This window comes from Mesorhizobium sp. WSM4819, from assembly GCF_055811215.1.
The window spans coordinates 41,089-47,088 of sequence record NZ_JBVVQO010000048.1 but is presented as its reverse complement, the minus strand read 5'-3'; the positions used below and the strand labels follow the sequence as shown (position 1 = coordinate 47,088).

Genomic DNA, 6,000 nt, shown 5'->3' with positions numbered 1-6,000 from the left:
CCTGCCGGCAGTGGCGCGCTGATCAGTCCGGCCCTTGCCGGAGAGCACGGCGACCAATGCCGTTACCTACACCACGCCATGGGGCACGATCCTGCGCTAAGTCAATGGCAATCCTATCCATGACAACACTGCCTCGCACAAATGCTTGCCAAGTAAGCTTTCAGCCTGTCGACCTATGTGATTAGGAATCAAAAAGTGCGCGGCTCGCAAGAAGCAGTGCCGGTGGTCAGACATGCAACGAGCCGGTTCGATGGCAGCGATTACAGGGCATCGAAGTTTGCGAGTTTCCGCTGCCACCCTCGGCCGGGGTCCCTTGCGCGGAACGATCAACTGCTTTCCTCATGCCAAAGACGGATGCTTTTGTGGAGAGCTTTGCTCCATCTGCCGACGTGACCTCGTCGAGCCTAGCGGCTCGCACTGCGCAGGGCCTGCGTCTCCGTCCAACGCGACTGTCTCAGCTGCCGCCTAAAGCGTGTCGCAATTAATTGGCCTCATATCCGGCAGCCTTGAAGAAGTTTCTGCATTCATTTGGCTCGAACAGGTGGCAGATATCGCCGAGAGCCTCGCAGAGAGCGTCGAAAGTTCTGGCCGTCTTCTTTCGCAGCCGCGCCTTGAGTTTTGAGTAGGCCATCTCGATGGGGTTGAGATCGGGCGAGTATAGCGGCAGGAACAGGAGCCAGGCGCCCCTTTGGCGAACCAGTTGGGCGGCGCGCTCGTTCTTGTGGAAGCCGACATTGTCGAGAATGACGACGTCGCCGGGCGACAGTTCGGGAGCGAGTTGAGTTTCGACGTAGCGCTCGAAGATGGCGGCATTCTTCGGCGCGTTGACGATCCACGGCGCGACGAGACCGTGGCATCGCAGCCCGGCGATGAAGGTCTGCGTCTGCCATTTGCCGAATGGCGCATGCGTCCTGTAGCGCTCGCCCTTCGGCGTCCAGCCGGTGCGTTTGGTCAGCTTGGGGTTGGTCGACGTCTCATCGATGAAGATCAGCGGCGCCCAAGCCTTGTTGAAGAAGGGCTTTCGCCGCCCGATCCACAGTTCACGCGCCTGGCGCACGTCGGCTCGCTGCTGCTCGCTGACCTGTAGAGTTTTTTATGACTGAGCCCCAGGCGATTGAGCAGACGCCCGACATTGGAGCGGTGCACGCTCACACCGCGCCCCTCCAGTTCAACGCAAAGCTCGTCCAGCGTCAGCTCGCCGGTCTCGGCCAACCGCAAACGAACAAACTCGGCATGAGCATCAAGCTTCCCGCCGCCCACATGGCCCTGCCGGCGCGGCTCAAGGAACCGGTCTGCTGGCGCAGCTTGATCAGATTGTTTACAAAGCGAGGGGAAACGCGGAAATGGCGCGCAGCCTCACGGTGACCATGCCCCTCATCGACATACGCAGCAACACGCCTACGCAACTCAATTGGTAGCGGCTTGCCCATCGCGGTCTCCCTTCAACCGCAATGAATCACAAACTCAGATCAACGGGAATCCCGAATCCCTTGAATCGCGACACGCTTTAGCCCTCCAGCCAGTCCGCTGAATAAGAGCTTGTCCCGTCTGCGGACTCATAGAGCCTCCGGCTCAAGTTTCAGCTGAATAAAGCAAGCTTTCCCGTCCGGGCATAATATCTATGATTGCTTCGCGCGCGAGCAGCGCTCGCATCTCCTCGCTCACGTAACTGACTTTCCGTTCCTTGAACCGGCAGCGGGTCTCGGACGCATGGAGGCCGGTCACGCATAGGATCGGGTTCAACCCTAAACGCACCATGGATTTCCGACGTTCCCAAAGAGCCGCGCTTGCCCCAGTCATCGGCCCGAGCGGGCGTAAACCTTGTCGCCTAGGTCAAAGCTGTCCAGAAGCCCGGGCGCTGCTTGCGAGCCTCATTGACATAGTTCAGCAGCCGGATGCCAAGTGTCCTCATATCAATTTCTGTTGATTGAGAACAGAATTGCTGGATCTGACGTAGAAGCCTAGCACAGTTCCGAGATCAAAGATCGTCCCCGGCGCAAGGCGCCGGACAGACGTGGGCCATGTTTCAGTTGAGAGGCCATCGATGCCTCGCGCCAGCGTGCTGGCAAATCGAGGCATTAGCGGTGCGAGTGTCTGCGCCAGGATCGCAGCGGCCGTGGCTTGAAGCGCGAGCGAAGTCCGGGTGCGGGCGGGATAAAGACGTCGCGCCGCTGCATAGTCTTGCGACTGTCGGTAGATCACGCAATCGCGCACGAAATCGCATGCCTGCGCGGCCGCGCGCCGGACCGAGAAGCCATCGTCCGAATAGGCGCGTTCGATCGCCGCGCGATGGATCTCTATCCGAGCAAAGAAGGCGCGGTCGGCCGGAGCCCAGTCGCCTGCGTCGGGCACACGGCCACCAAAGTCCTGCTTGATTTCCTGGTCCAGCCCATCAAGCCAACTCAGCCATATCTGGAATATCTCGTTCTCAGTGCGGCGTAGCGCGTCCCGCGTGAAATTCGTCCGCTCACCTTCCGGGCGTGTCAGGCCCAAATGAAGACGCACGATGTCGACTGTCTTTGGGCTCAGAACCTCCTTGCCCCAGATTGCATGGCCGCGGCTGGTTGAGAACTTCTGGCCGTCGAGCAGGTAGAACTCGTTCACATGATAGCGGATGCGCGGCGTCCAGTGGGAGAACACTTCGGCATAAAGAGCGGGGTAGAGTAGCGCGTGGTAGAAGGAATTGTCGAAACCGAAGAAATGGACAATCTGCCAATCATTGCTGGGCGTCGCCGCATTCCAGTCGCGACCAAGCAAGCGAGCTAGCGCCTGGATCCTGTAAAGAAAACCGAAGGCCATCTCCGGCCACACCCAGATCACCTGCCCCGGGAGCCCTTCGGCCGACAGGCCCCAGTCCGAGGGGTGGGTAATGGGCACGGAAAAATCGCCGCGTTGGCGTACACGCGCGAACAGGTCCATGATCCGAACGGGGGCTCCCGACGCCCTTAAATGCCGGTCGATATTGTCGTAGCATCGTTCCAGCGCAAGTTCGGGACGGCTCACGGAGCCGACCACCGGCGCCTCGGCCGATTGACGGGACCGGACTGCACGTAAGTCGTGGCATAGGTTCGGCGAGCCGCATTCCTCGCAGATGTTACCGCTAGTGGAGCCGCCGCAATCGGGGCAGAGGCCGCTTACATCCGGTTCGTAAAGGTAATCGCCTGTCACTCCATCAAAAAGCGCAGGGCTCTGGCGCAGATCTACTGCCGTGCTGCTCAGAAGACTACGGAAACACGCGGCTTGAAACTCAACATAAGCGTCATCGCCCAACGTGGGTAGGAAGCTGTGGACCTCACAATCAAAAAGTGCAAGCGTGGTGCGAATCTCGTTCGCATAGTGGCGCGCCACCTCTGCAGGTGTCGATTCATCGGCATCGGCACGCGTTGCGACGTAGCTCTGGTAATCTTTGCTTCCAGTCAGGTGATAGGCTTCGACGCCTTTCATGCGCAGGAAACGCGTGTAGACATCGGCGCCAAAATAAGGGCCAGAAAGATGCCCCAGATGCAGATCGCCATTAGGCGTCGGGGGCGTTGAGAAGACGAAGATCGGCCGGCGGGGAGTTGCAATCTGTGCAGCAGCTTCGAGGGCGGCCTTGCCGTCGCGCCAGTAGACATCGACGAAATTTAGGTCTTCGTCCCCATCGTTGTGCAGCACATGCGCTTCAAAAGGGTGGAACAGAACGACATCGCCGGCCTCGACCGGGATTTCCCCAAGGTCGGTCCTGACCTTGCCAGCGCCAGACAGGACCACGAAGGCCTCGATTTCGTCGTGCCGATGGGGCTCGGATGTGACGCCCGGTCCAACCTTTCCGAATGAAAACCCCGTGCCAGCGCTTCCCGTTCCAAGCGTGGCCATGTCGATACCGAACGCCCGCAACAGTTCCGTTCGAGAAAACGTGTATTTGCGCATGACGAATCTCAGCTGTTGAAGCAGCGGTATGTTCGGCTGCCAAAGCAGCAGCCTCTGCTGCAAGTTGCGGAGAGAGGCGGTAACCTGACCCATTGGCGCCCCCGCCAGAATAATCCGGCTCTGGCCTCCCAGGCGGGCTACGCGGGTGCGCCAGTAGGGCTGTAGGCGTAGGACGCCCGGCGACCAGCCCTGCGTTCCAGAGCTGCGGGATCGAAAAATCTTTCGAGCCTGACATATCCGTGTTTCTGCCACTTTTCTCTTTGTGCATCAGTCAACATGCGAAAAAGCCTCCTGTTGGAAAGACTGGTTGGTCGAATATTTCGGTTAGGGCAATCGGGCGCTGGTCAGGTTATGGGTCGACGGAAACAGTACTCCACGGCATATGGGCGACGCTAAGTGCGTCTCGCTCTCCAGCCTCCGCTGCAGTGAAGGCGGAATCATTCCTTGGATGCCATCGCCGATGATCCGCAGTCGGCCGGTCATATCCCGCTGCCCATTTCTTCTGCGACGGTGTCGGACCAGCTCTCGACAGAGGTAGGGCTGATGAAGCCGGGATACTCGGGGTTGGCTCGCGGCGCGCGCCCCAGAAGGCTGTCGAGGATGCGACGCGCTCTCCAGGCCAGCAGGCTTAGATTCGGATCAGCCAGCCCACGCTGTCCTAGGCTCGCGTTCTGTACGAAGATGCGCCTGCCACGCGGTCCGTCCCAGCACACCGAAAAATCTTCGCGAATAGCCAATTCGTTGTCGATCTTTTCCAGCCGGTTCGCCATCGGTTCCAAGAAGCCTGGCACCGCGTTCTCGTAACCGGTGGCCAGGATGACGATGTCGGCCGTGACTTCTTCGACCTCCTCCATGCCGTGCTGCAGGGTGAGTCTGTGGCCCGCGCCGGCGTTGATGCAGTGCGAGACAGTGCAGCCCGGCCGCAGTGTGATTTCGCATCGGTTTGGCTCTAGAAACGCGTGGCGGTATAGCGCCTGATAGATCGCGCGCAACATGCTTTCCGAAATGCCGTCCGAAGCAAGCACGAAGCGCCGCAGGAACAGCTTGCGCTGCGGCTCGCTCATTGCCGCGAAACGATCCGAAAAGCAGGGCATGAACAACTCGTTTGTAAACGGGCTGTTGTCGATGGGCAGGTAGTTTTCGCGCTGCGAGACCCAGGTTATCGAGACAGGCCGCCGTTCTTTTGGCAGACCAACAAGGTGCAACAGCACCTCGGCTCCGGACTGTCCCCCGCCGACCACGCAGACATGCTTTTTGTGCACCTCAGGATGAATGTGCAGCAATTCAGATGAGTGGAACAGATTGCGTCCAGTCCAGCCCTGAAACTGCGGCGGAATATGCGCCTGCTTGCCGATGCCGACCACGACGTTTCTGGCGCCGAGAACCGCCTTATCGGTGCGCACCCGAAACTCGCCGTCAAAGCGGATTTCGCGCACCGTCTCGCCGCCGCGGACAAGCGGGTTCCTGTAGAAGGCCCAGTTCAGGTATTGCTCGAACTCAGCTCTGAGCACGGCTTCGAACTGTGCATTCAGGAAGTGGTACAGACGCCCGTTCTCATGCAGGTAGTTCACGAAAGTGTAGGCTGATCGCGGGTTCACCAGCGTGACCAAATCCTTGAAGTGGCTGACCTGGAGCTCCGAGGAATCGGATGCGCTGCCTGGGTGCCAGCGGAAGTCGACTTGCCGATCCAAGAACAGTGCCCCTTGCCCAATTTGTTCGTGCATCTGGCACGCAAGGCTCAAATTAGACGGCCCAGCTCCCACTCCAATGCAAGAGAGCACCACTTGTCTTGCTCCTCTAGGTGCTTCCCAATTAGGCGACGTTGGAGGAATATCGGCTCTGGCCATCGGCTTCAGTCTCCACGCGGGCATTCTCGACTTCGGTGCCGCTGGATTTGCTAGATTTTGTCCCCGCTTTCGTATGGTCGGGTATGAAGCCCATGGATCCCGGCCAAGTGATGAGATCGACACTCATGTCCACGACTTGTGAGCGGGGACGGGATCGACCTATCTCCGCCCGCTTCGATGATCGCGTCTCAGTCAGCGAGATGCTTTCCAACCTTATTCCGTGTTTTAATCGGGCGAAGTCGCC

Annotated in this window: 4 protein-coding genes; 1 reads left to right on the top strand and 3 read right to left on the bottom strand. The window is 59.3% G+C overall.

Annotated features, from left to right (window positions below):
* Positions 1–481: 481 nt before the first annotated feature.
* Entirely contained in the window at positions 482–1,057 is a 576-nt protein-coding gene (locus AC0L18_RS29305) for an IS630 family transposase (RefSeq protein ID WP_473495276.1), read from the bottom strand.
* Positions 1,058–1,095: 38 nt separating this feature from the next.
* On the opposite strand from AC0L18_RS29305, the gene AC0L18_RS29300 reads away from it, so the two are divergent.
* Positions 1,096–1,365 carry a hypothetical protein gene (locus tag AC0L18_RS29300; RefSeq protein WP_473495275.1) on the top strand — a complete coding sequence of 90 codons (270 nt, stop codon included), beginning with the start codon at positions 1,096–1,098 and terminating at the stop codon, positions 1,363–1,365.
* 543 nt (positions 1,366–1,908) lie between these two features.
* Here AC0L18_RS29300 and AC0L18_RS29295 read toward each other — a convergent pair.
* Together AC0L18_RS29295 and AC0L18_RS29290 are read right to left on the bottom strand one after the other, a co-directional pair.
* A complete protein-coding gene (locus AC0L18_RS29295; protein ID WP_473495274.1) occupies positions 1,909–3,909 on the bottom strand; it encodes a class I tRNA ligase family protein in 2,001 nt (666 codons plus the stop codon).
* Positions 3,910–4,388: 479 nt separating this feature from the next.
* Positions 4,389–5,633, bottom strand: coding sequence for a lysine N(6)-hydroxylase/L-ornithine N(5)-oxygenase family protein (locus tag AC0L18_RS29290; RefSeq protein ID WP_473495273.1), 1,245 nt, complete (start codon positions 5,631–5,633; stop codon positions 4,389–4,391).
* Positions 5,634–6,000 lie beyond the last annotated feature (367 nt).

Bases quoted from the DNA above. Each gene is read 5' to 3' on its own strand.
- AC0L18_RS29300 (WP_473495275.1), top strand. From the start codon at position 1,096: ATGACTGAGCCCCAGGCGATTGAGCAGACGCCCGACATTGGAGCGGTG.
- AC0L18_RS29295 (WP_473495274.1), bottom strand. From the start codon at position 3,909: ATGCGCAAATACACGTTTTCTCGAACGGAACTGTTGCGGGCGTTCGGT.
- AC0L18_RS29290 (WP_473495273.1), bottom strand. From the start codon at position 5,633: ATGCACGAACAAATTGGGCAAGGGGCACTGTTCTTGGATCGGCAAGTC.